Source organism: Micromonospora sp. NPDC050495, assembly GCF_040655175.1.
GTDB lineage: Bacteria > Actinomycetota > Actinomycetes > Mycobacteriales > Micromonosporaceae > Micromonospora.
The window spans coordinates 18,853-40,990 of the sequence record NZ_JBFAJK010000014.1 but is presented as its reverse complement, the minus strand read 5'-3'; the positions used below and the strand labels follow the sequence as shown (position 1 = coordinate 40,990).

Annotated in this window: 18 protein-coding genes; 8 read left to right on the top strand and 10 right to left on the bottom strand. The window is 75.5% G+C overall.

Features of this window, described 5'->3' with window-relative positions:
• Positions 1 to 9: 9 nt before the first annotated feature.
• Positions 10 to 918 carry an RNA polymerase sigma-70 factor gene (locus tag AB0I11_RS16400; protein WP_357320178.1) on the top strand — a complete coding sequence of 303 codons (909 nt, stop codon included), beginning with the start codon at positions 10 to 12 and terminating at the stop codon, positions 916 to 918.
• Positions 919 to 940: 22 nt separating this feature from the next.
• On the opposite strand, the gene AB0I11_RS16395 is transcribed toward AB0I11_RS16400, so the two are convergent.
• Positions 941 to 1,468, bottom strand: a complete 528-nt coding sequence (locus AB0I11_RS16395) for a DUF1992 domain-containing protein (protein WP_357320175.1) — start codon at positions 1,466 to 1,468, stop codon at positions 941 to 943.
• A gap of 152 nt (positions 1,469 to 1,620) precedes the next feature.
• Between AB0I11_RS16395 and AB0I11_RS16390 the strand changes: the two genes are divergently transcribed.
• Positions 1,621 to 2,055: a DUF1232 domain-containing protein gene (locus AB0I11_RS16390; RefSeq protein ID WP_357320471.1), complete on the top strand. Its 435-nt coding sequence runs from the start codon at positions 1,621 to 1,623 to the stop codon at positions 2,053 to 2,055.
• A gap of 30 nt (positions 2,056 to 2,085) precedes the next feature.
• On the opposite strand, the gene AB0I11_RS16385 is transcribed toward AB0I11_RS16390, so the two are convergent.
• Together AB0I11_RS16385 and AB0I11_RS16380 are read right to left on the bottom strand one after the other, a co-directional pair.
• Positions 2,086 to 2,634, bottom strand: coding sequence for a GNAT family N-acetyltransferase (locus AB0I11_RS16385; protein WP_357320173.1), 549 nt, complete (start codon positions 2,632 to 2,634; stop codon positions 2,086 to 2,088).
• 53 nt (positions 2,635 to 2,687) lie between these two features.
• Positions 2,688 to 4,706: a beta-galactosidase gene (locus AB0I11_RS16380; protein WP_357320170.1), complete on the bottom strand. Its 2,019-nt coding sequence runs from the start codon at positions 4,704 to 4,706 to the stop codon at positions 2,688 to 2,690.
• 115 nt (positions 4,707 to 4,821) lie between these two features.
• On the opposite strand from AB0I11_RS16380, the gene AB0I11_RS16375 reads away from it, so the two are divergent.
• Positions 4,822 to 7,155, top strand: coding sequence for a TIM-barrel domain-containing protein (locus AB0I11_RS16375; protein ID WP_357320167.1), 2,334 nt, complete (start codon positions 4,822 to 4,824; stop codon positions 7,153 to 7,155).
• A gap of 49 nt (positions 7,156 to 7,204) precedes the next feature.
• Here AB0I11_RS16375 and AB0I11_RS16370 read toward each other — a convergent pair whose 3' ends face one another.
• Genes AB0I11_RS16370 through AB0I11_RS16360 form a run of 3 tightly spaced genes read right to left on the bottom strand, consistent with a single transcriptional unit; the run spans position 7,205 to position 10,870 of the window.
• Entirely contained in the window at positions 7,205 to 8,143 is a 939-nt protein-coding gene (locus AB0I11_RS16370; protein WP_357320164.1) for a carbohydrate ABC transporter permease, read from the bottom strand.
• On the bottom strand, positions 8,140 to 9,147 hold the full coding sequence (locus AB0I11_RS16365; protein ID WP_357320161.1) for an ABC transporter permease subunit: 1,008 nt from the start codon (positions 9,145 to 9,147) through the stop codon (positions 8,140 to 8,142). The genes AB0I11_RS16370 and AB0I11_RS16365 overlap by 4 nt, the downstream gene beginning before the upstream one ends.
• 55 nt (positions 9,148 to 9,202) lie before the next feature.
• On the bottom strand, positions 9,203 to 10,870 hold the full coding sequence (locus AB0I11_RS16360) for an extracellular solute-binding protein (RefSeq protein WP_357320157.1): 1,668 nt from the start codon (positions 10,868 to 10,870) through the stop codon (positions 9,203 to 9,205).
• 199 nt (positions 10,871 to 11,069) lie between these two features.
• Here AB0I11_RS16360 and AB0I11_RS16355 point away from each other — a divergent pair, with 199 nt between their 5' ends.
• From AB0I11_RS16355 to AB0I11_RS16345, 3 genes are all read left to right on the top strand, one after another.
• A complete protein-coding gene (locus tag AB0I11_RS16355) occupies positions 11,070 to 12,290 on the top strand; it encodes an ROK family transcriptional regulator (protein ID WP_357320155.1) in 1,221 nt (406 codons plus the stop codon).
• A 262-nt stretch (positions 12,291 to 12,552) separates the two neighbouring features.
• Positions 12,553 to 14,994, top strand: coding sequence for a glycoside hydrolase family 3 C-terminal domain-containing protein (locus AB0I11_RS16350; protein ID WP_357320152.1), 2,442 nt, complete (start codon positions 12,553 to 12,555; stop codon positions 14,992 to 14,994).
• Complete coding sequence (locus tag AB0I11_RS16345; RefSeq protein WP_357320149.1) at positions 14,991 to 16,016, top strand: LacI family DNA-binding transcriptional regulator; 1,026 nt, start codon at positions 14,991 to 14,993, stop codon at positions 16,014 to 16,016. The genes AB0I11_RS16350 and AB0I11_RS16345 overlap by 4 nt, the downstream gene beginning before the upstream one ends.
• Positions 16,017 to 16,026: 10 nt before the next feature.
• Here AB0I11_RS16345 and AB0I11_RS16340 read toward each other — a convergent pair whose 3' ends face one another.
• From AB0I11_RS16340 to AB0I11_RS16325, 4 genes are read right to left on the bottom strand one after another with little or no spacing between them, the layout of a single operon-like run.
• Positions 16,027 to 16,536 carry an NUDIX domain-containing protein gene (locus AB0I11_RS16340; protein WP_357320146.1) on the bottom strand — a complete coding sequence of 170 codons (510 nt, stop codon included), beginning with the start codon at positions 16,534 to 16,536 and terminating at the stop codon, positions 16,027 to 16,029.
• Positions 16,537 to 16,545: 9 nt separating this feature from the next.
• Complete coding sequence (locus AB0I11_RS16335; RefSeq protein WP_357320469.1) at positions 16,546 to 17,370, bottom strand: SDR family oxidoreductase; 825 nt, start codon at positions 17,368 to 17,370, stop codon at positions 16,546 to 16,548.
• 53 nt (positions 17,371 to 17,423) lie between these two features.
• Positions 17,424 to 18,734 (bottom strand): NAD(P)-binding domain-containing protein, encoded by a 1,311-nt coding sequence (locus AB0I11_RS16330; RefSeq protein ID WP_357320143.1) that lies wholly within the window; start codon positions 18,732 to 18,734, stop codon positions 17,424 to 17,426.
• Between the two features lie 54 nt (positions 18,735 to 18,788).
• The gene (locus AB0I11_RS16325; protein WP_357320466.1) at positions 18,789 to 19,433 is read right to left on the bottom strand and encodes a TetR/AcrR family transcriptional regulator; all 645 of its coding nucleotides are present in this window, start codon (positions 19,431 to 19,433) and stop codon (positions 18,789 to 18,791) included.
• A gap of 78 nt (positions 19,434 to 19,511) precedes the next feature.
• Here AB0I11_RS16325 and AB0I11_RS16320 point away from each other — a divergent pair, with 78 nt between their 5' ends.
• Positions 19,512 to 20,897, top strand: a complete 1,386-nt coding sequence (locus AB0I11_RS16320; protein WP_357320140.1) for an MFS transporter — start codon at positions 19,512 to 19,514, stop codon at positions 20,895 to 20,897.
• Positions 20,898 to 20,951: 54 nt separating this feature from the next.
• Positions 20,952 to 22,079, top strand: coding sequence for a hypothetical protein (locus AB0I11_RS16315; RefSeq protein WP_357320137.1), 1,128 nt, complete (start codon positions 20,952 to 20,954; stop codon positions 22,077 to 22,079).
• The last annotated feature ends 59 nt before the right edge of the window (positions 22,080 to 22,138 follow it).

Genomic DNA, 22,138 nt, shown 5'->3' with positions numbered 1-22,138 from the left:
GGCCTCCGGATGACCGGCGACACGAGCGACCACGCCACCGACGCGGCGACCGACGCCTTCGTGGCGCACCGCAACCTGCTCTTCACCGTGGCGTACGAGCTGCTCGGCTCGGCGGCCGACGCGGAGGACGTCCTCCAGGAGACCTGGTTGCGGTGGGTCACCGTCGACCTGGCGCGGGTGCGCGACCAGCGGGCGTACCTGGTCCGGATCACCACCCGGCAGGCGCTGAACCGGCTGCGGACGATGAAACGCCGCAAGGAGGCATACGTCGGCTCCTGGCTGCCCGAGCCGCTGCTCACCACCCCGGACGTGGCCGAGGACGTCGAACTCGCCGAGAGTGTGTCGATGGCGCTGCTGCTCGTTCTCGAGACCCTCTCGCCGACCGAGCGCGCCGTGTTCGTGCTCCGCGAGGCCTTCGGCGTCGACTACGACGAGATCGCCGCCGCCGTGGACAAGAGCCCGGCGGCGGTCCGCCAGATCGCGCACCGCGCCCGCCAGCACGTCGAGGCCCGCCGCCCCCGGCAGGTGGTCTCCCCGGGCGAGGCCCGCGTCGTGCTGGAGTCGTTCCAGCGCGCGCTCGAAACCCGGGACCTGCAGGGCCTGCTGGACGTGCTCGCCCCGGACGTCGTCCTGGTCGGCGACGGCGGCGGCGTGAAGCAGGCGGTGCCGCGACCGGTCAGCAGCGCCGGGAAGGTGGCCCGCATGTTCGTCGGCGGGCTGGGCAAGCTCACCGGCACGATCACCGCCGGACCGACCGTGGTCAACGGCAGCCCGGCGCTCGTCGTCTACCTGGACGGCGAACTCGACGGCATCATGGCGGCCCGGGTCGAGGACGGCCGGATCACCGGCCTCTACTACGTCCGCAACCCGGAGAAGCTGACCCGCGTCGGCGCCGAGACCGCGCTCACCCTGCGCTGAGGGCGCGGGCCGGCCCGGTCCGTCAGCGGCGTCGCCAGGGCAGCCGCCACCAGCGCCGTCGTCCGGCCTCCCCGGGGGTCCGCTCGACGTACGGCGGCGCGGTGTCGGAGGCGGCCAGGGCAGCCGCGGCGTCGGTGGCGGCCGGCGTCGCGCTGGTCGCGGCGCGCTGCCGGTCGGCGCGCCAGCGGCGTACGGTCTCGTCGGCGTTGACCGGGCGGACCACCACCCGCGGGCCGGTCGGGGTGCGCAGCCAGGACACGATCTGCGTGTTCAGCTCGACCACGTACGCCCGGACCGACTCCTCGGTGGGCAGGTCGCGCACCTCGTCGGGAAGTCGCTCGACCCGGCGGCGCAACTGCAGCGGCGTGGGCAGCAGCAGGTCGCCGGGGAGCTTCTCCCGCTCCAGGAAGCTCTTGATCCACCAGGACTCGTCGTACGGCAGGTCACGCCCGGGGATCGGCTTGCCGGCGCCGGGCAGGTTGTCGAACTCGCCCCGCTCCTGGGCCGAGCGGATCTGCGCCTCGACCGCCGCCTCCCAACCAGTCGGCACCCTGTCACCTCCGCGTTCCACCGTATCCGCTGGTCCTGACCAGGGTCAGCGCCTGCCGAGGGCCCGGCATTCCCGCCGCGCGGGCGGGGCCGGCGCGGCGTAGATTCCGGGTGGGCCGGCGAGCGGCCGTACCCCTGCGGGAGGGACCGACGGTGTGGCGCGACTGGCTGATCGGGCTGGCGGTGGGGGTGGCCGGCCTGCTGGCGAGCTGGGCGCTGCTGGTGCTGCTGGCCCGCCGGCTGCCGCCGGGCCTGCTGCGGGACCTGGCCGCGTTCATCCCCGACTGCCTGACCGCGGTGCGGCGGCTGCGCCGCGATCCCCGGGTGCCCCGCCGGGCCAGGGTCGCCGTCGTGCTGGCCGGGCTCTGGCTGGCCAGCCCGATCGACCTGATCCCCGAGTTCCTGCCGGTGATCGGCCCGCTCGACGACATCGTCGTGGTGGCCCTGGCGCTGCGCTACGCCGGCCGGCGGGTGCCCCGCCCGGTGCTGCTGGAGGCGTGGCCGGGCGAACCGCGGCTGCTGCTGCGCCTGCTCGGCCCGGCGCGCGCCGCCGACGGCGAGACCGGTCCGCCGACCGCTGACCGCTGATCCACTCGGGCCCAGGACCGGCGGCGGCGCTCAGGGCCGGTGCCGGACGTGGCGGTGCCCGTCGCGGGGAAACGGCGGCCGGGCCGGCAGCACCTCGACGAAGGCGTACCCGCTCTTCTGCGCCACCCGGCAGGAGGCCGGGTTGTCGACCTGGTGCAGCAGCTCCAGGCGGGTCAGCCCGGCGGCGGCGAAGCGGGCGAACGCCCAGGCGCTGACCGCGTCGACGGCGCGCGGCGCCACCCCGCGTCCCCGGGCCGACCCCGCCGTCCAGTAGCCCACCTCGGCGTACGGCCGGCCGGGGGTGACCTCCTTGAGCAGCACGTGCGCCACCAGCCGCTCCCCGGTGTCGGTCGGCTCCAGCACGGCGATGCTGAACCGGCACCCGGCGGCCCAGCCCTGCCGGCTGCGCCGCAGGAAGGCGCGGACGTCCGCGCGGCCGGTCAGCGGCTGCCGGGTCCACCTGCGCAGCAGCGGATCCCGGTAGGCGGCCAGCAACTCGTCGGCGTCGCCGTCCCGCCAGGGCCGCAGCAGCAGGCCGGGGGCGGTCGGGGTGGGCGCGGCGCGCAGCACGATCGGCATCCCGGTAGTGTGGCCCGCCCCCGCCACCCGCGGCGACCCCGCCGACCGGACGGTCAGCGGCGCTCGCGCAGCACCGCCACGCCGCCGGCGGCGACGGTGACCACCTCGTCCACGGTCACTCCGGTGACCAGGTCCGTTCCCGCGGCGGGGATCCGCTGCGGCCGGTCGGTGTGGTTGAGCAGGAACAGCCAGCTGCGGTCACCGTCGTGGCGGCGGACCGCCTCCACCCCGGGCGGCGCCGCCGGGCAGACCGGGGCGACGCCGGCGTCGCGGGCCGCCCCGGCCAGCAGCCGCTGATAGGTGCCGTCGTCGGGGCGGGTGGAGACGTACCAGGCGAGCGCGTCGCCGCGGTGGTGCCGGGTGATCGCGGGTCGGCCGTCGAGCACACCGCCGCGGTACCCGGCGACCGGCTCGGCCCCGGCGAGGTGGACGGTCTCGGTCCAGAGCTCGCCGTACCCGCCGCCGGTCAGCGCGACCCGGTCGCCGTCGGCCAGCGGGTGAAACTCCTCGACCCGGATGCCGAGCAGGTCGCGGAACGCGCCGGGGTAGCCGCCGAGGCGGATCCGGGCGTGCTCGTCGGCGACACCGCTGAGCCAGGTCACCAGCAGGTGCCCGCCGGCGTCGACGTGCCGGCGTACCCAGTCGACGGTGGCGTCGGCGGCCAGGTAGAGGGCGGGGAGCACGAGCAGCCGGTAGCCGTCCAGCGGGTCGCCGGGCGGTACCAGGTCGCAGGCGACGCCGGCCCGCCACAGCGCCCGGTGCGCGGCGGCCACCTCGGCGTGGTGGTCGGGCGCCCGGGACGGCATGCCGGGGTGGCGCAGCGCCCAGGTGCTGGCCGCGTCCCAGGCCAGCGCCACGGCGGCGGCCACCCGCCCGGCGGTGGCCTCGGTGATCCGGCCGAGCAGGTCGCCGAGCTGTGCCGCCTCCCGGAACACCCGGCTGTCCGGTCCGGCGTGCGGGACCACGGCGGAGTGGAAGCGTTCCGCGCCGCCGGCCGGGGCGCGCCACTGGAAGAACATCACCCCGCGCGAGCCGCGGGCGACGTGCGCGAGGCTGTGCCGGGCCAGCCGGCCGGGTTCCTTGGTGTGCATCCGACCGGCGGCGTGGATCTGGTTGGGCGCGCTCTCCATCAGCAGCCACGAGTCGTCGCCGGCGCCGCGCCCGCGCGCGCCGTGCCGGGCCCAGCCGCGCGCCAGGTCGGCGGCGAGCGCGGTCTGCTCCTCCGCGCCGCCGTCGACCGCCGACGGGTAGTGGTCGATGGCGACGAGGTCCACCTCGGACGCCCAGCGGGTGTGGTCGACCGGCACCCAGTCGCCGAGGACGTAGTTGGTGGTGACCGGCACCGCCGGGTTGGCCGCCCGCAGCAGGTCCCGCTGCTCGGTGTACGCGGCCAGCAGGGTGTCCGACCAGAACCGGCGGAAGTCGAGCAGCTGGCCCGGGTTGCCCAGGTACTGGGTGGCGCGCGGGGTGGCCAGCTGCGCCCAGTCCGAGTAGTGCTGGCTCCAGAAGCTGGTCACCCAGGCGGCGTTGAGCGTGTCGAGGTCGCCGTACCGGTCGGCCAGCCAGCGGCGGAACGCCGCGTCGGCGTGCGGGCAGTGGCAGGTGGTGCCGTACTCGTTGTGCACGTGCCACAGGGCCAGGGCGGGGTGGTGGGCGTACCGGTCGGCGAGGAACCCGGCGATGTCCCGGGCGGCGGCCCGGTACGCGGGCGCGGCGGCGCAGTAGGTGTCGCGGCTGCCGTGGTGCAGGCGTACGCCGTCGGCGGTGACCGGCAGCGCGTCGGGGTGGGCCAGCGTGAACCACGGTGGCGGGGCGGTGGTGGGGGTGGCCAGGGCGGCCCGGATGCCGTTGTCGTGCAGCAGGTCGAGCACCCGGTCGAGCCAGTCGGCGGTGTGCCGGCCGGGGGCCGGTTCGAGCCGGGACCAGGCGAACACGCCGACGGTGACCAGGTTGACCCCGGCGCGGCGCATCAGCGCGACGTCCTCCCGCCACACCTCGGCCGGCCACTGCTCCGGGTTCCAGTCCCCGCCGTAGCAGAGCCGATCGCCGTCCCGCACCGGGTTGGTTGACATCCCGTACAAAGTAGAAACCGCAAGGGGGCAAGTCAATGCGCTACAACATTGACAGTTAGTTGGGAATCCAAAGAAACTGGCGGTACCGCCCCGGCCGGCCTTCGAGGAGACGCCCATGCCGTACCGCCCGCCCCTGGTCCCGTACGAGACCTTCGTGGCCGACCCGCCCGAGCTGCCGGCCCGGGCGCCCGGCGAGCAGGGGGCCGCCGTCGTCACCCGGGCCGAGGTGGTCGGCACCGACCCGCACGGGGTCACCCTGGCGGCCACCACCGACGACGGCGCCACGCTGGCCGCCCGGGTGGAGTCCGCCGGGGACGGGATCATCCGGGTACGCCTCGCCGAGGACCTCGCCGCCCGCAGCCGCTCGGCCCGCGCGCTCACCCTGGTCCACCCCCAGCCCGGGCCCGCCCGGGTCAGCGTCGGCGGCGGGTACGTGCGCGTCGACGCCGGCGGCGTGCTCGCCGAGATCCGGCTCGACCCGTGGGGGCTGCGGTTCCTCGCCCCGGACGGGCGGCTGCTGCTCGCCGCCGACCCCGGCACCCACGACATCAGCGGCCGCCGGCGCACCCTGCCGCTCGGGCGCTCCTACGCGGCTGGCGCGCCGGTGGCCTGGCACGAGAGCTTCACCGCCCCCGGCGACGAACGGTTCGTCGGGTTCGGGGAGAAGTTCACCCCGCTGGACAAGCGTGGCCAGCGGCCGCTGATGTGGAACTTCGACGCCTTCGGCGGCGAGTCGGACCGCTCGCACAAGAACGTGCCGTTCTACCTCTCCGACCGGGGCTACGGGGTGCTGGTCGACAGCGGGCTGCCGGTGCAGTTCGACGTCTGCGCCGCCACCCACAGCAGCGTGCAACTGCTGGTCCCCGACGACCTGCTCGACTACTACGTGCTGGCCGGGCCGACCCCGGCCGAGGTGCTGGACCGGTTCGACCGGCTGACCGGTCGGCCGTACCTGCCGCCGCGCTGGGCGTTCGGCGCGTGGATCTCCTCCGGCTTCTTCCCCGACAGCCAGCAGCGGGTCCTCGAACGGGCCCGGCTGATCCGGGAGCGGGACATCCCCTGCGACGTGCTGCACCTGGACTGCTATTGGCAGGTCGCCGGGAACTGGTCGGACCTGCGCTGGGACGAGGAGGCCTTCCCCGACCCGGCCGGGATGCTCAAGACCCTCAGCGAGCAGGGCTTCCGGGTCTGCCTCTGGATGAACCCGTACCTGATGACCGGCAGCCCGCTGTACGCCGAGGCGGAGGCCGCCGGCTACTTCCTGCGCCGCGCCGACGGCAGCACGTACGTCGCCGACACCTGGCACGGCAGCTATCCGGTCTGCGCCATCGTCGACCTCACCAACCCGGCGGCGGTGCGCTGGTTCACCGGGCTGCTGCGCCCGCTGCTGGAGCAGGGCGTGGCCGTGTTCAAGACCGACTTCGCCGAGGGGGTGCCCGCCGACGCGGTGGCCCACAACGGGATGACCGGCGTCGAGCTGCACAACGTGTACGCGCTGCTCTTCAACGACGTGGTCGCCCGCGTCACCGAGGAGGTGGCCGGGCACCGCACGGTGTGGGCGCGCTCCTCCTACCTGGGCGGGCAGCGGCACAGCGCGCAGTGGAGCGGCGACGTCAACGCCACCTGGCCGGGAATGGCCAGCACGCTGCGCGGCGGCCTGTCGCACGGGCTGTCCGGGGTGCCGTTCTGGAGCCACGACACCGGCGGCTTCCACGGCACGCCCGAGCCGGACCTGTACGTGCGCTGGACCCAGTTCGGCGCGCTGTCCCCACTGGTCCGGCTGCACGGCACCACCAGCCGGCTGCCGTGGGACTTCCCGCCCGAGGCGGAACGACACGCGGTGGCCGCGCTGCGGCTGCGCTACCGGCTGCTGCCGTACCTGTGGTCGGCGGCGGTGGTGGCCGCCCGGACCGGCACGCCGATGCTGCGGGCGCTGCTGCTCGACACCCCCGAGGACCCGACGGCCTGGACCGTCGACCTGCAGTACCGGCTCGGCACCGACCTGCTGGTCGCCCCGGTGCTCGACCCGTCCGGGCGGCGCGACGTCTACCTGCCCACCGGTGCCGACTGGCTCGACGCGGCCACCGGACAGCGCCATCCCGGCGGCCGTCACCTGCGCGTCGACGTGCCGATCGACCGGCTGCCGCTCTACGTCCGCCACGGCGCGCTGATCCCGGTGCTGCCTCCGGCCGGCACCGTCGCGGAGGGGCCGTTCCGGGACGTCACCCTGGTCTCCTGGGGTGGCGTGGACGGCCGCGCCGTGGTGTCCGACGAGGGCGGTGACACCCTGGTCACCGCGGTCCGCGACGGGGACACCGTGCGGGTCCGGGTCGACGGCCCGCTGGACGTACGCCGGGTGAGCGTGGTCGGCGCGGACACCCCACGGCGGGTGCTGCTCGACGGCTCGCCGGTGCCGGTGACCCCGTTCGACGGCTGGTTCCCGGCCTGACGCCCGGGTGGCGCCCGACGCCCGGACGGTCGGGCGCCACCCGGGCCGCTCAGCCCTTCACCGCTCCGGTGATCACACCCTTGGTGAAGTGTCGCTGCACGAACGGGAAGACGATCACCGCGGGGATCACGGTGACCACCACGACGGCCATCTTCACCGCGAGCGTCGGCGGGTAGGCGGTGATCCCGGGCAGGCTGACCGCGGCGCCGGAGACGCTCGGCGACTGCCCGGCCAGGATGTAGCTCTGCAGCACCCGCTGGATCGGGAACATGTCGTTGTCGTCGATGTAGAGCACCGAGTTGAAGTAGGCGTTCCAGTAGCCGACGGCGTAGAACAGGCCGACCACGGCGACCACCGCCCGGGACAGCGGCAACGCGATCCGCCAGAGGATGCGCAGCTCCCCGGCCCCGTCGACGCGGGCGCTGTCGAGCAGCTCGGCGGGGATGTTCAGGAAGAACGCCCGGATGACCACCAGGTTGAACACGCTGATCGCGCTGGGCAGGATCAGCGACCAGATGCTGTCCTTGAGGCCGAGCCCGGCGACCACCAGGTAGCTGGGCACCAGCCCCGGGAAGATCAGGAAGGTCAGCAGGAAGAAGAAGAGCAGCCCCCGGTGCCCCACCGAGCCGGGCCGGGACAGCCCGTACGCGGCCAGCACGGTCAGCGTCAGGCTCAGCGCGGTGCCGACCACGGTGACCAGCGTGCTGATCCAGACCGCCCGGCTGATCTGCCCGCCGTTGAAGATGGTCAGGTACGCCGACGGGTCGACCTCGCGGGGCACCAGCACCATCCCGCCGGCCGCATCGATGGTCTCCCGGGAGGCGAGGCTGGTCACCAGCACCGTCCAGAGCGGCAGCAGCACGGCCGCCACGAGCAGGGTCAGCAGCACCGCCTTGGTGGCCGCGCCGAGCGGCGATGGTGGTTCCTCCCACGGTGCTCGCCCGGACCGCGGACGTCGCCGCGCCGCGGGCTCGGTGGTCACAGTCATGATTTCGAGTACACCCCCTGCTCGCCGAGCCGGTGCGCGACGTGGTTGGCGGTGAGGATCAGCGCCAGGCCTACCACCGCCTTGAACAGGCCGGCGGCCGCGCCCAGTCCCCACTGCTGGGTGACGATGGCCTGGTAGTAGACGAACGTGTCGAGCACCTCGGCGGCGTCCCGGCCGACCGCGTCCCGCTGCAGGATGAACTGCTCGAAGCCGACCGACAGGGCGTCGCCGAGGCGCATGATGAGCAGCAGCACGATCACCGGCCGCAGGCCGGGCAGGGTGATGTGCCACAGCCGCCGCCACCGTCCGGCGCCGTCGGCGGCCGCCGCCTCGTACAGGTTGGGGTCGATGGCGGCGAGGGCGGCCAGGAAGACGATCGCGCCCCAGCCGAGGTCCTTCCACACCGCCTCGCCGGTGACCAGGACGATGAAGGTGTCCGGGTTGGTCATGATCGCCCACGGCTGCATCCCGAGCTCGCGCATCTGCTGGGCGAGCAGGCCGGCGCCGCCGAGCATCTGCACGAAGAACGTGACCACCAGCACCCAGCTGAAGAAGTGCGGCAGGTAGACCACGCTCTGCACGAAGGCCCGCACCCGGCCGGAGACCACGCTGTTGAGCAGGATCGCCAGCAGGATGGGCAGCGGGAAGAAGAACACCAGCTGGAACGCGGTGATGGTGAGGGTGTTGCGGACCGCGTCCCAGAACAGCGGGTCGGTGAAGAGGACCTCGAAGTTGCCGAAGCCGATCCACTCGCTGCCCAGGAACGCGTCGAGCGGGCCGTCGCCGAGGAACGGGTTGTAGTCCTGGAAGGCGATGACGTTGCCCAGGGTCGGCAGGTAGTGGAAGACCAGCAGCAGCGCGGCGGCCGGCGCGGTCATCGCCAGCAGCGGCCAGTCGCGGGCCAGCCGGGCCCGCAACCGGCGCCGCCGCGGCCTGGGTCGCTGCGGTACGGGCACCTCGGTCGCCGGCGTGTCGACCACGCCGGCGGTCCCTCGGGCGCTCATGCGGTCACCGCACGGCGCCCGGCGACCGCCGGCGCGGCCAGGAGCAGGGTCCCGCTCATCGGCCGTTGTCGGCGAGCGCCTTCTCGTGGAACGCGCGCCCCTCCTCGCCGCCGGTGGCGAAGAACTCCTTCTTGACCGCCTCCAGGTCACTGAGCGGCCGCCGCCCGCGCAGGATGTCGCGCAGCTTGTCCTCGGTGGGCTGGAGGAGCTTCGACCAGTTGGCGGGCAACTCCAGCTTGATCCCGGCGAACAGGTCCTTCTCCATGAGCCCGATGTTCTTGTTGTAGTAGCCGAGGTACTCCTGCACGTAGTTGGGGGTGTCGGCGCTGCGTACCTTGACCGGGACCCGGCCGCCGATGTGGGTGTACTGGGCGCCCATCTCCCGGCGGCCCAGTTCGGTCAGCGCCGGGCTGCCGTCGGCCGAGCGGGTGAAGTGCTTGCCCTCCACGCCGTACTCGCGCAGCTCGAACTCGCGGCTGCCGAACGGGGCGGCGCACCAGTTGAGCACCCGCAGCAGCTCGCCGACCCGGTCCTTGCCGAGGCCCTTCTTGACGAAGGTGAAGAAGATCGGCTTCTCGCTGCCCCAGATCAGCGGCTTGCCCCCGTTGGCGCCGAAGACCGGCAACGGCTGCATGTCGAAGCTGGGCAGCACCTTGGTCTGCTCGCTCTGCATGCCCTGCCAGGCGCCGAGGCCGTCCTGGTACATAATGATCTTGCCGGATTTGAACAACTGCTTCTCGTCGGCGCCCTTGCTGGACACGGTGTCCGGGTGGACCAGGCCGTCGGCGAACAGCTTCGCGGTGAACTCCAGCGCGGCGGCGAAGGCCGGGTTCTCGTACTTGTGCTCCAGGCCGCCGTCGGGCTTCTTGCGCCAGATCTGCTGGCAGCCGAAGAACTGCTGGACCATGTCGAACACCGTGCCGAAGGCCCATACGCCCTTGGCCGGATCGGTGAGCTTGCGCCCCAGCTCGTGCAATTCCTCGGGGGACGTCGGGGCGGCCAGCCCGGCCTTGTCGAGCAGGTCCTTGCGATGAAACAGCGCCCAGCCGAACGGCCCGTCGGTGGGGAACGGCACCGCGGAGAGCCGGCCGCCCCACACCGAGTACTCCCAGGCCCCGGTGGGCAGCGACGCCAGGTACGGGTACGTCGCGGCGGCGTCGCCCTTGAGGTGGTCGGTGAGGTCCTCGAAGAGCGCCTTGGCGGCGTCGGAGAACCGGGCGATCTTGTCGACCTCCCAGTTCGGGATGCTGAGCAGGTCCGGCACGTCGCGGGCGCCGAGCATGGCGTTGAGCTTGTCGGCGTAGGTGGTGCCGTCCTGCAGGCTCGGGTCGACGTCGACGCCGAGCTTGGCGTTGACGGCGGCGAGGTAGGAGTTCTTGCCCAGGGTCGGCGGGGTCGGCCCCCACCAGGGGCTCATGGTGCGGATCGCCGGGCCGCCACGGCCGGGCTGTTCGGTGACCGCGTCCACGAGCTGGCGGGGGTAGGCGAGGTAGCCGTCGGGGATCGGCCCGTCGCCCGGGATGTCCGGCTTGAGCAGCTCGGCCGGCTTGTAGGTGGGCAGCACCGACCGGATGGCGTCGGCCTTGGTGGCGGTGCCCTTGCTGCCCGCCTCCTTGCTGCAGGCGGCCAGGGTGCCGCTGCCCAGGGTGGCGGCGGTGCCGAGGCCGATCAGCCGCAGCACGCTCCGGCGGTCGGTGGATACGCCCGGCAGGGACGGCTTCACGGCGCACTCCCTTCGTGGGTACGGGTTTCGTGAGGACTGGGGATCCGCATAGGATTAGTTGGGGTTCTAGCCGAACAAATTAGACGACGGTGATGCCGCCCACAAGACAGCCGGTGGTGGCGGGCCCGGGTCGGCCACGGAGGTAGGCGATGATGAGGTCCGCACCACCGGGACCGTCGGCGCAGGAAGCGGGCAGCGCGTGATCAGCATCCACACCCCACCCCGAGCCACCGACCTGGGCGATGTGCGGGTGGCCAACCGGGCCGTGGTCCTGCGGCACGTCCGCCTGCACGCGCCCTGCTCGCGGGCCGACATCGCGGCGCACACCGGCCTCAACAAGGCCACCGTCTCCAGCCTGGTCACCGAGCTGATCGACCGGCGGCTGCTGCGCGAGACCGGGCTGACCGAGAACCGGGTCGGCCGCCCGGCCACCATGCTCGTCCTCGACGGCGCGCCCTACGCCGGGCTCGGCCTGCAGATCGGCGCCGACGAGCTGGTGGTGGTCGGCGTCGACCTCGGCGGCAACCGCCTGCTCACCTGGCGGCGGGCCTTCGCCGCGCCGGCCGCCACCGCCGCGGAGACCGTGCAGGCGCTCGCCGCGCTGGCCCGCCGCGCGATCACCCGCATCGGCGCGCAGGGGCGCACCGTGCTCGGCCTCACCGTCGGCGTGCCCGGACTGGTCGACACCGACGACGCGGTGCCGCTGGCGCCCGCCCTGGGCTGGCGGGACGTGCCGCTCGCCGCCGAGCTGCGCCGCGCGCTGCGGCAGCCGGGCTTCACCGTGGCCGTCGACACCGACGCCAACCTCGCCGTGCTGGCCGAGCAGCGCCACGGCCCGTACGCCGGCACAGCCGACCTGATCCACCTGACCGGCGGGGTGGCGGTCGGCGCCGGCCTGGTCAGCGGCGGCCGGCTGCTGCGCGGCGGCCGGGGCTTCGCCGGCGAGATCGGGCACGTGCCGCTGGACCCGGCGGGGCCGGTCTGCGCGTGCGGTCGGCGCGGCTGCCTCGCCGCGCTCACCGGGGTGGACGCCGTGGTCCGCCGCCTGCTGCCCGACGCCGAGCAGGACGGGCCGGTCACCGACTACCTGCCGGAACTCGACCGGATCCAGGCCCTCGCCCGCGGCGGTGACGACGCCGTGCTGGCCGGGCTGACCGAGCTCGGCCGGCAGCTCGGGCACGGCGTCTCCGTCCTGGCCAACCTGCTCGACCCGCGGGTGGTGGTGGTCGGCGGGCACTTCGCGGCCCTCGCGGAGTGGCTGCTGCCGGCCGCCCGCGCCGAACTCGCCGCCCGCACGCTGGCCCCTGCCGAGGGCGGCTGCCGGCTGGAGGCGAGCAGCCTCGGCTCCGCCGCGACCGCGCTCGGCGGGGCGACCGCCGCACTGGCCACGGTGGAGGCGGGCCGGCTCCCGGCCGCCTGACCCGCCGAACCGCCCCGAGGTGGTCCGCTCCGACTGCCGTCGCCCCTCTTGACCGGGCGGCCCGGGGGTGCCAACCTCGGTAGCGCCGGCTCTGGCAAGGGCAGCCCGAGCGGCATCTTTTTCCGCGGTTGTCGAAGCGCTTCACCAGCGTCCGGGCCGACCACCGCTCCCGCCAGCACGCGCGCCGCCACTCGTCGGCACGGTCGTCGAAGCGCTTCGACCCCGCCGGGCGGCACCGCACGCCACGGAAGGCACCCCGCCCATGACCGACCGCACCCCCCACCGCCCGGACGACCTACTGGCCCGGCTCACCCTGCCGGAGAAGCTCGGCCTGCTGCACCAGTGGCAGGCGCCGGTGCCCCGGCTCGGCCTGCCCCCGTTCCGCACCGGCACCGAGGCGCTGCACGGCGTCGCCTGGCTCGGCCCGGCGACGGTCTTCCCGCAGGCGATCGGGCTGGCCGCGACCTGGAACCCCGAGCTGATCCGGGCGGTGGGCGCCGCCGTCGGCGACGAGGTCCGCGCCAAGCACCAGGCCGACCCGGACCGGGTGGGTCTGAACGTGTGGGCGCCCGTGGTCAACCCGCTGCGCGACCCGCGCTGGGGGCGCAACGAGGAGGGCTGGTCCGAGGACCCCTGGCTCACCGGCCGGCTGGCCACCGCGTACGCGCGAGGGCTGCGCGGCGAGCACCCGACTCGGCTGCGTACCGCGCCCACCCTCAAGCACTTCCTCGGCTACAACAACGAGACCGACCGGGCCACCACCTCCAGCGACCTGCCGCCCCGGGTGCTGCACGAGTACGAACTGCCCGCCTTCCGGGCCCCGCTCGATGCCGGCGCCGCGGTGGCCGTGATGGCCTCCTACAACCGGGTCAACGGCGTACCCGCGCACCTGAGCCCGCTCATCGAGGCCGAGCTGCGCGGCTTCGCCGACGGCGAGGTGCTGGTGGTCGGCGACGCCGGCGCGGTGGGCAACATCGCCGGCGTGCAGCGGCACCTGCCCGAGCACGTGGCGGGCTTCGCCGCCGCGCTGCGCGCCGGGATCGACAGCTTCACCGAGGACGACACCGACTCCGGCCTCACCGTGCGGCGGCTGACCGACGCGCTGCACCGCGGCCTGATCAGCGAGTCCGACGTGGACCGCGCAGTCCGCCGCGTCCTCGGCCTGCGGTTGCGCCTGGGCGACCTCGACCCGCCCGGCGACGACCCGTACGCGGGCGTGCCGGCCGAGGTGGTGAACTGCGCGGCGCACCGGGAACTGGCCCGCGCGGCGGCCCGCCAGTCGGTGGTGCTGCTGCGCAACGACGGCCTGCTCCCCCTCTCCCCCGCCACGCCGCCCCGGGTCGCCGTGCTCGGCCCGCTGGCCGACGCCGTGCACACCGACTGGTACTCCGGCACCCTGCCGTACGCGGTCAGCGCCTACGCCGGGCTGGCCGCCCGGCTGCCCGAGGTCAGCACCCACCCCGGCACCGACCGCATCGCGCTGCGCCTCGGCCAGCGGTACGTGCGCTGCCCGGACGGGCCGGACGGTGGGCCGCTGATCCTCGGCGACGAGCCCACCTGGTTCGACGTGTTCGACTGGGGACGCGACGTGGTGGCGCTGCGCGCGGTCGGCAACGGCCGGCACATCGGCGCCGACGACAACGGCGTGCTGGTCAACGACCGGTCCGGCCCGGGCGGCTGGGTGGTCCGGGAGACCTTCCGGTTCCAGCACCGCCCCGACGGCACCGCCCTGCTGCACCACCTGGCCACCGACCGGTACGTCACCGTCGACGCGGCGGGGCGACTCACCGTCACGGCCGACCGGGACAGCGCCGCCACGGTCGTCGCCGAACTGGTCGCCGACGGGCCCGCCGAGGCCGCCGCGCTGGCCGCCGCCGCCGACGTGGCCGTGGTCGTGCTCGGCAACCACCCGATGGTCAACGGCCGGGAGACCGAGGACCGCGCCGACCTGGCCCTGCCGGGCGGGCAGGAGGCGCTGCTGCGGGCCGTGCACGCCGCCAACCCGCGCACCGTGCTGGTGGTGACCAGCAGCTACCCGTACGCGGTCGGCTGGGCGCAGGAGCACCTGCCGGCGGTGCTGTGGTGCGCGCACGGCGGGCAGGAGCACGGCAACGGGCTGGCCGACGTGCTGCTCGGCGACGCCGACCCGGTGGGCCGGCTCACCCAGACCTGGTACGCCGACGCCGCCGACCTGCCCGACCTGCTCGACTACGACATCATCGGCGCGGACGCCACCTACCTGTACCACCGGGGTGAGCCGCTGTACCCGTTCGGGCACGGGTTGAGCTACGCCCGCTTCGACTACGCTCGGCTCCGCCCGGGCGCCGCCGCGGTGCGCGCCGGCGAGGAGGTCGAGGTGCACGTCGAGGTCACCAACACCGGCTCCCGTACCGGCACCGAGGTGGTGCAGCTCTACACCCGGCAGCGGCGCTCCCGGGTCAAGCAGCCGCTGCGGCAGTTGCGCGACGCCGCCCGGGTCACCCTCGCACCGGGCGAGCGGGCCACCGTCACCCTGCGGCTGCGTACCGCCGAGCTGGCCTGGTGGGACGCCGACCGGCAGGCCATGGTGGTCGAGGACGCCACCCACTCGCTGCTGGTCGGCCGCTCGGCCCGGGACATCCGGCTGGTCGGCGCGCTCACCGTGCACGGCGGCGCCGCGCCGGCCGGCGCGGTCACCGGCGACGGCCTCGGGGCGGCCCGATGAGCGGCCGTGCCGCCGGGGAGCAGGTCACCATCGCCGACGTGGCCCGGCACGCGGGCGTCGCGGCGAGCACCGTGTCGTACGTGCTCAGCGGCAAGCGGACCATCTCGGCGGGCACCCGGGACCGGGTGCTGGCCAGCGTGCGCGCCCTCGGCTACCACCCGAACGCCGGGGCCCGGGCGCTGGCCAGCCGCAAGGCCAACGTGATCGCCCTGGTCCTGCCGCTGCGCACCGGGATGCAGGTGCCCGTGGTGATGCAGTTCGCCACCGCCGTGGTCACCACCGCCCGCGGCTACGACCACGACGTGCTGCTGGTGACCTCCGACGAGGGGCCCGCCGGGCTGCGCCGGATCGCCGGCAGCGCGCTGGTCGACGGGGTGCTGCTGATGGACGTCGAGCTGGAGGACTCCCGGGTGCCGCTGCTGCGGGACCTGGCGCTGCCCAGCGTGCTGATCGGCCACCCCACCGACCCGACCGGGCTGGCCTGTGTGGACCTGGACTTCCACCGGGCCGGGGAGGTCTGCGTGGAGCACCTGGCCGACGCCGGGCACCGGCGGATCGCGTTGCTGGGCGCCCCGGCGGCCGTCTACGCGCGCGGCACCGGCTTCGCCCACCGCACCCGCGCCGGGGTGGTGGCGGCCGCCGCCCGGCTCGGCGTCGAGGCGGCCACGCTGCCGGTGGAGGAGGGCCCGGCGGCGGTCCGCCGGGACCTGGCGGAGCTGCTGGAGCGCCACCCGGACGTGTCCGCCCTGGTGGTGCAGAACGAGTCGGCGGTCGGGCCGGTGCTGGCCAGCCTGCCGCTGCTGGGCCGCCGGGTGCCGCAGGACGTGTCGGTGGTGGCGATCTGCCCCGACCAGTTCGCCGAGCAGTCCGGGCTCACCTGTGTGCCGGTGCCGGCCGAGGAGGTGGGCCGGCAGGCGGTCACCCTGCTGATGCGGCGGCTGCGGGAGGAGCCCGTACCGCAGGTGACGCTGCTGCAACCGCGGCTGACCGTGCGGGACAGCACGGCCCCGGCCGGCCGATGACGGCCGGCGCTCACAGGTTGTCGGGCTGGTCCAGCGCCGAGTGGCGCTCGCCGGGCGCGGCGTACCAGGCGGTCTGCTCCGCGCCCAGCGCCGTGGTGATCCGCAGCCGGGACCAGTCGTCCAGCTCCGGCAGCTGATCGGGGGCGAACCAGCCGACGGCGAGGGACTCGTCGCCGTCCGGGGTGGCGGTGCCGCCGACCGCCCGGCAGCGGAACCAGACGTTGAGGTACTCGCAGGCGTCGCCGTTGGGGTAGACGACCGGGTGGGTGGCCACCCCGGCGACCCGCTCGATCTCGATCCGGATGCCGGTCTCCTCGTGGACCTCGCGGACCAGCGCGTCGGCCGGCTGCTCGCCGGGGTCGACCGTGCCGGCCGGTACGGACCAGCGGCCGTTGTCGCCGCGGCGGGCCAGCAGCACCCGTCCGGCGTCGTCGGTCACCACGGCGCTGACGCCGTAGAGCAGGAGCAGCTCGGGTCCGATGTGCTGGCGCATCCGGGCGATGTAGGGCGACAGGGGCATGGCGGCACCCTACCGACGGGACTCCCGGTGCCGGGACACCATGCCGGCGGCCAGCGGGGCGCCGTCCAGGTCGCCGGCGGCGATCCGTGCGGCCACGGTACGGCGCACCAGCCGGTCGGCGAGGGCGGGCGCGTGCCGGGCCAGGGCCAGCTCGACGCGTCCCCGCCCGGTGGTGGCGACGTCGCGGGGCGCGCGGCGGGCGGTGGCGGCGCGCAGGATCGCGGCCACCACGCCCTCGACCGGTTCCGGCCGGGACACCCCGTTCAGGGACAGTCCCGCCTCGACGGTGCTGTCGTGGATCGGTGAGGCGACCATGCTCGGGTAGACGACGCTGACCCCGACGTGCGTGCCGACCTCGTGGCGCAGCGCGTCGGCGTACGCGACCAGGGCGCGCTTGCTGACCCCGTAGGCGGCGGCCAGCGGCAGCGGCAGCACGGCCATCCGGCTGGCCACGAAGACCACCCGGCCTCGGTCGGCCACCAGGGCGGGCAGCGCGGCCGCGGTGGTCCGCCAGGCGGCGAGCAGGTTGACCTCGAGCTGCCGCCGGACCACCTCGTCGGGCGGTAGCTCGGCCGGCGCGGGGCCGCCCACCCCGGCGTTGTTGACCAGCAGGTCCAGCCCGCCGAGCCGGTCGACGGCGGCGGCCACCGCCGGCGGCACGGCGGCCGGGTCGGTCAGGTCGCAGCCGAGCACCGGGACTTCGGCGTCCTGGTCCGGGTGCAGGTCGAGCCCGACCACCCGGGCGCCGGCGCCGGTCAGCGCGGCGCTCAGCTGTCGGCCGAACGTGCCCCGCGCGCCGGTGACCAGCACCCGGCGGCCGGCCAGCCCGCTCATGCCGTGCCGGGTGGGCATGCGCTCACGGCCCTCGCTGCGCTCGGTGCGATCGCTCATGCCGGCACCTGCGCCCGGCGGCGCCCGGCGGCCAGTTCCCGCCCCAGCTCGGCCAGGTACGCGTCGAAGTCCACCCGCATGTGCGGGCGGCGCTGGCCCCAGCGGGCGGTGGCGGCGCGCAGTTCGGCGCGGCAGGCGGCCGCCTGCCGGTCCCGGTCCGGTGGCGTCCAGGTGCCGGCGAGCCGCCCGGCGACCAGCCGCGCCTGCGCCTCGACCAGCGGGAACGCCGAGCCGGTGGACTGCATCAACCCGACGAAGGCCAGGCCGGGGGCGTCGAGGTGGAACACGTGTCGGTACAGCGGCAGCCGGTCGGCGCCGTCGCCGAGCAGCTCGGGGGCGAGGAAGGGGATCTCCACCCGGTAGCCGGTGCACCAGACCACCAGGTCGATCTCGTCGGTGCGCCCGTCGGTGAACTCGACCTGGTTGTCGGCGAAGCGGGCGATGCCGGGGCGGGCCTCGACGTCACCGTGGGTGAGCCGGGACAGCAGCCCGTCGGAGAGGGTCGGGTGGTCCTGGAGGAAGCCGTGGGCGGGGTCGGGCAGCCCGTACCGGCCGGGTCGGCCCACCGTCGCGGTGATCATCGCCTGGCTGATCCGCTGGCGCACCCGCCAGGGCAGCCGGCGGGCCAGCGCCCCGTTGAGGGTGTCCGAGGGGCGGCCCAGCAGGTACTTGGGCACCACCCAGACGCCGCGGCGCAGCGACAGCAGGGTGCGGGTGGCCGCGTACGAGGCGTCCACGGCGATGTCCATGGCGGAGTTGCCGCCGCCGACGACCAGCACCCGCCGCCCGGCGAGCTGTTCGGGTCCCCGGTAGTCGTGGCTGTGCAGTTGCTCGGCGGTGCACTCGCCCGGGTACGCCGCCGGCAGCCGGGGCACCCGGTTGTGCCCGTTGGCCACCACCACGGCCGGCACGTCGACGCGGACCGGCCCGTCCGGTCCGGTGGCGTGCACGGTCCAGCCGCCGTCGACCCGCTCGACCCGGTGCACGGTGTGCCGCAGCCGCACCGCGTCGCGCAGCCCGAACCGGTCGGCGTAGTCGGCCAGGTAGCCGGCGACCCGGCGGTGGTCGGGGTAGTCGGGCCAGTGCCCGGGCATCGGGTGGTCGGCGAACTCGGTGCGGCCCCGGCTGGTGTTCAGGTGCAGCGTCCGGTACGCGGGCGATTCGGGTGCGCCGTACACCCAGAGGCCGCCGACGGTGTCGGCGCTGTCGAACGCGACGGCCGGCACCCCGGCGTCGGCGAGCGCCTTGAGGGTGGCCAGCCCGGCCGCGCCGGCGCCGACCACCGCGACCGTGGGTGCTGCCGTCATGCCCGCCTCCTTAATCCAACGCCTGATGGATAATCCCCGGCGCGGCGACCGGCGTCAAGGGGTGGCCGGCGGGTACAGCCCGTCGAGGAGGCGGTGCACGAACGCCCGGAACTCCCGCCGCTCCCGGGCCCCGGAGCCACCGCCGGCGGCGAGCGCCACCACGTGCCCGTGCACCGCCCAGACCAGGCTGCGCACCGTGACGTGCGGGGTGGGCTCGACCAGCGCGCCGCCGGCCGCCGCCGCGGCCAGCAACCGCTCGACCAGCGTGTAGAGCGGCTCGGCGTAGCGCTGGTCCAGCTCGGCGTGCCGCTGCGGCTCCAGCCAGCGGCGCAGCCACAGCGCGGTGGTCTCCGGCCGGTCCTCCAGGAAGTCCACGAACACGTCGACCAGGTCGTGCAGGGCCCGCAGCGCCCGGGCCGGCCCGGCGGTCAGGGCGGCCCGGGCCCGCTCGCCGGCGGCCTCGACGACCTGCCGCTCGGCGGCGAACACGCGGGCGAAGCAGGCGTCGTAGAGCTGCCCCTTCGTACCGGTGTGGTGGGCGACCGTGGCCACGTCGACGCCCGCCGCCGCGGCGACGTCGCGCAGGCTGACCGCGTCGAAGCCGCGCTCGGCGAAGAGCGCGGTGGCGGCGGCGAGCACCAGGTCGCGGGTGGGTCGCTGGTCGTCGCGGCGCGGCCGGCCCGGCCGCCGTCGGGGCATGGTCATCCCGCCATTGTTCCCCCTACAATCCATCATCCGTTGGATTGGGTGGGGCGTGCGCCCGGGGAGGACACCGACATGACCGGGCTCGACCAGCGGCACGCCGCCGCGACCCTGCCCCGCGGGCCGCTCGCCGGCTTCGCCACCGGCTCGCTCGGCATGGGCGTCTGGCTCACCGTGCCCGGCCTGCTGCTGCTCTACTTCCTCACCGACATCCTCGGGGTGGCCCCGTGGCTGGCCGGGCTGACCCTGCTGCTGCCCAAGATCGCCGACGTGCTGCTGCACCCGTGGATCGGGCACCGCTGCGACGTCGAGCAGGCCCGCCGCGGCCACCGGCGACGCCTGCTGCTGGCCGGCTGCGCCCTGCCGCTGGCCTTCGCCGCGCTCTTCGCGGTGCCCGGCGGCCTCACCGGCGCGCCCGCCGCAGCCTGGGTGGCGGTGCTGTTCATCGCCGGCAACCTGCTGTTCGCCGCCTACCAGGTGCCCTATCTGGCCACCCCGGCGGACCTGCGGATCGGCTACCACGAGCGCACCCGGCTGATGGCCTTCCGGATGGTGGTGCTCACCGTCGGCATCCTCGCCTCCGGGCTGCTGGCGCCGCTGCTGACCGGCGGGGACACCGCCAGCCGCGCCGGCTACCTGCGGATGGGGGTGGTGCTGGCGGCCGGGATGCTGGTCGCCATGCTGGTCGGCGTCGGCGGGATCGGTCGGCTGCGGCGCACCGCCGCGGCCCCGACCGCCCCGCACGCGCCCGGCGGCTGGCCGGCGCTGGCGGCGAGCCTGCGCGACCGGCAGTTCCGCTGGCTGGTCGCCGCCTACCTGGCCATGACCACCACCACCCACCTGGTGCTCGCCGGCACGCCCTACTACGCCGAGTACGAGCTGGGCCGCCCGACCCTGACCACGGTGCTGATGGCCGCGTTCCTGGCGCCCGCGCTGCTGGTCACCCCCGCCTGGCTCGTGGTGGCCGGCCGGATCGGCAAGCAGCGGGCGTTGCTGGCCGCGCAGTCGGTCTTCGCGGTCGGCTCGCTGGTGCTCGCCGTCGGCCGGCCGGCCGGGCTGCCCGTGCTGGTCGCCGTGGTGGCGGTGCTCGGGGTGGCCTTCGCCGGCATGCAACTGCTGCCGTTCTCGATGCTGCCCGACGTGATCCGGGCCGCCGGCGGCGACCGGGCCGGCACGTACACCGGGGTGTGGACGGCCGTCGACGCGACCGGCGGCGCCCTCGGCGCGTACGCCTACGCGCTCTGCCTGGCCGCCGGCGGGTTCGTCGCCTCCACCGCCGGGCAGACGGTGACCCAGTCGCCGGCCGCGCTGGCCGCCATCCGGTACGGCTTCGGCCTGCTGCCCGCCGCGCTGATGGTGCTGGCGGTGCTGCTGCAACGCCGCTACACACTGGACTCGGCGGCCCGCGCCGACGCCGACCGGGCGCCACACGCCGACTCCGGCGCGGCGGCCGCCGGCTGACCGGGCGACACCCGCACCGCCGCGACGGCCCGGGACAACTAGACTTCGCCGCCGATGGACGACCAGCCCGCCCCCGAGACCCGTCCCTGCGCCCACTGCGGACGGGAGGTGCCGCAGCGCCCCGGCGCCGGCCGGCCGTTCCGCTACTGCCGGGACAACGACGGCGCCTGCCAGCGGGCCTCGCGCAACTCGCGGATGCGCCACCGCAACGCCCCGGGCCTGCCCGGGCAGGTGGCCCGCACCTGGGAGGCGGTGGACCGGCTCGACCAGATCGTGGCGACGCTCACCGAGGCGCTGCACGCCGAGCTCTCCCCCGCCGGCGTGGAGCGGCAGCTCGCCGAGGTCCGCGCCGAGACCGCCGCCCAGGTCGCCGCCGCGCACACCGAACGCGACGAGGCCCGCCGCGACGCCGAGGACGCCGCCGCGAGCGCCGCCCGGACCCGGCAGGACGCCCAGACGGCCCGCGCCGAGCGCGACGCCGCCGTCGAGCGGGCCGAGCGCGCCGACACGTCGGCCACCGCGGCCGTCGAGCGGGCGGCCCGCGCCGAGGCCGCCCGGGACGAGGCCCGCGGCGAGGCCGGTGCCGCGCAGGCGCTGCGGGCGCAGGCCGAGCGGGACCGCGACGCGGCCCGCCACGAGCTGCGTACCGTGCGGGCGGAACTGGAGGGCGAGCGCCGGCGCGCCGCCGACCTGACCGCCGAGCGGGACGCCGCCCGCGGCGACGCCGAACGGGCCACCCGCTCGGCCGCCGAGGCCGTGGAGCGCGCCGAGCGGTGGCGGGCCGAGGCCGGCCGGGCCCGCGACCACGCCGAGGCCGCCCGGACGGCGGCCGAGCAGGCCCGCGCGGAGGCCGCCGAGGCCCGGCGGGCCGGCGCGGAGGCCCGCACCGCGCGGGACCGGGCCGAGGCCGACCGCGCGGCCGCGGTCGCCGCCGTCGCCGCCACCCGCGAGGAGCTGGCGGCACGCGCCGCTGAGCGGGACGCGCTCGCCGCCGACCTGGCCGCCGCGCGGCAGGCCGCCGCCACCGTCGAGGCCCGGCTGGCCGAGCTGACGGTACGGCTGAGCGCCGCCGAAGCCGACCGCGACGCCGCTGCGCGGCGGGCCGCGCAGCTCGCCGACCAGGTCAGCGATCTGGCCACCGCCCTGGCCCGGCTCGGCTCCCACCCCAGCGGGCCCGCGTAGGCCGGCCGGTGGCCGGGCATCGGCAGGGCCACCGCCTCGGCCCGCCGACGGGATGGCTG